This window comes from Moorena sp. SIO3I8 (assembly GCF_010692325.1).
Classification (GTDB): Bacteria; Cyanobacteriota; Cyanobacteriia; order Cyanobacteriales; family Coleofasciculaceae; genus Moorena.
In genome coordinates this window covers 1-2,198 of record NZ_JAAHHW010000288.1, presented here as the reverse complement: position 1 = coordinate 2,198, position 2,198 = coordinate 1, and the positions used below count along the sequence as shown (strand labels likewise).

The 2,198-nt window shown below is 43.5% G+C and carries 4 protein-coding genes; all 4 read left to right on the top strand.

All coding sequences use genetic code 11. The features are described 5' to 3' along the window. Positions 1–345 (top strand): SufD family Fe-S cluster assembly protein (locus tag F6K51_RS36270; protein ID WP_293030751.1); only part of this gene is annotated, 345 nt, incomplete at its 5' end. A 1-nt stretch (position 346) separates the two neighbouring features. Further along, complete coding sequence (locus F6K51_RS36265) at positions 347–1,609, top strand: SufS family cysteine desulfurase (protein WP_293030748.1); 1,263 nt, start codon at positions 347–349, stop codon at positions 1,607–1,609. 175 nt (positions 1,610–1,784) lie between these two features. Then, positions 1,785–2,123, top strand: coding sequence for a hypothetical protein (locus F6K51_RS36260; RefSeq protein ID WP_293030745.1), 339 nt, complete (start codon positions 1,785–1,787; stop codon positions 2,121–2,123). Beyond that, the coding region (locus F6K51_RS36255; RefSeq protein ID WP_293030754.1) for a hypothetical protein at positions 2,120–2,198 on the top strand (79 nt) is incomplete at its 3' end. The genes F6K51_RS36260 and F6K51_RS36255, both read left to right, overlap by 4 nt.

Sequence of the window (2,198 nt, the reverse complement as noted above, 5' to 3'; positions counted from 1 at the left end):
TTTAATGGTAAGGTTTCTGTTCCTCAAGCAGCCCAGTTGACCAATGCAGCTCAGTTGAATCGTAATTTGTTGCTATCGCCGAAGGCTAGAGTTGATACCAAGCCTCAGTTGGAGATTACAGCTGATAATGTGAAATGTTCCCACGGTGCTACAGTCAGTCAGTTGGAAGCGGATGAAGTCTTCTATTTGCAAAGTCGTGGACTGAAGGAAACCGATGCCCGTAACCTTTTGATTGATGCGTTTGTAGCAGAAATAATCAATCAAATTCCCCTAGCTTCTCTTCGCCAAAGACTTTCGGAAACAGTCATAAGTTCAAAACGGGAACGGAATAACGTTCAACAGTAAAATGACCTTAACTCAAGAAAAAACCATTGCTGATCAAGTCCGGGCTGACTTCCCTATTTTGCACCAGGACGTTAACGGTAAACCGCTGATTTACTTCGATAATGCGGCTACTGCCCAGAAACCGGTAGCAGTACTGGATGCACTGCGCCACTACTACGAAATGGACAATGCTAATGTTCACCGAGGTGTCCATACCCTTAGCACTAGAGCGACAGACGGTTATGAGGGGGCACGGGATAAGGTAGCTAGTTTTGTAAATGCCCAGTCACGACAAGAGATTGTTTTTACCCGCAATGCTTCGGAAGCGATTAACTTAGTGGCTTACAGCTGGGGTTTGGAAAATCTGCGCCAGGGAGATGAAATTATTCTCTCGGTTATGGAACACCACAGCAATCTGGTGCCTTGGCAAATTATTGCTCAGAAAACTGGAGCGGTACTAAAGTATGTGGAATTAACCGAAACTCAGGAGTTTGATTTAGAAGAGTTCCGACAGCTGATTTCTGAGAAAACCAAGCTGGTAAGTGTGGTTCATGTCTCGAATACTTTGGGATGTATTAATCCAGTAGAGGAAATTATTGCGATCGCACATAACTATGGCGCTATGGTAATGATTGATGCTTGCCAAAGTGTCCCCCATATGCCCATTGATGTCCAAGCTATGAATTGTGATTGGCTAGTGGCATCCGGTCATAAAATGTGTGCTTCCACCGGGATTGGTTTTCTGTATGGGAAACTGGACTTACTGGAAGCCATGCCTCCATTTTTAGGTGGTGGTGAAATGATTGCGGAGGTATTTCTGGACCACTCCACCTATGGGGATTTACCCCATAAATTTGAAGCGGGGACACCAGCCATTGCTCAAGCGATCGCACTTGGTGCTGCGGTAGACTATCTGACTGGGTTGGGTATGGATACTATCCATAGCTATGAAGAAGAATTAACCGCTTATTTGTTTAAGCAGTTGCAGGAAATTCCCGATCTAATCATGTATGGTCCCCAACCAACAATAGATGGTAAAGGTAGGGCAGCATTAGCAACATTTAATATTAAAGGATTGGATGCTAGTGATGTGTCTACGCTGTTGGATCAAGACGGTGTAGCTATTCGTTCTGGAAATCATTGTACTCAACCTTTGCACCATCGTTTAGGAGTGACGGGTACAGCACGAGCTAGTTTGTATTTTTATAATACTCGTGAAGAGATTGATCGGTTTATTGTGGCGTTGAAAGAAACAATAGACTTTTTTAGAAGTGCTATGGAGTGAATATAGCAATTATTTGGGTGAGGTACAAATTTTTGGGTTTTTAGGGAATAGGGAGTAGGGAATCGGGAATCGGGAATCGGGAATCGGGAACAGGGAAAAAATATCTAGCAATTATCTTTTCCATGAGGTGCAAAGGGATCCCCCTAAATCCCCCTTGAAAAGGGGGACTTTGAGGTTGATAAGTGTACCTCATACATGCCATAAATTACATACCTCATTAGGCTATAAAAAGCTAGATAGCAATCCTAAATTAATTGTTATAATTATTAATCAGAAGTTACCTACTCCCTACTCCCTACTCCCTGTTCCCTATTTCCCTACTCCCTACTCCCTACTCCCTACTCCCTGTTCCCTATTTCCCTACTCCCTACTCCCTACTCCCTACTCCCTACTCCCTATCAGCCATAAAAGCATTTTGAAATGGTTTTCCTGTTGCCAGATAAATACATTGACCTGCTCACGGATTTCGGCTTTAAACGTGTCTTTGGCACTGAGCCAAACAAGGCACTGTTGATCGACTTCTTGAATACTCTGTTGCCTCCCCATCATCAGCTGAAGAATGTTACCTTTAAGAATCCCGAGTTTTTGG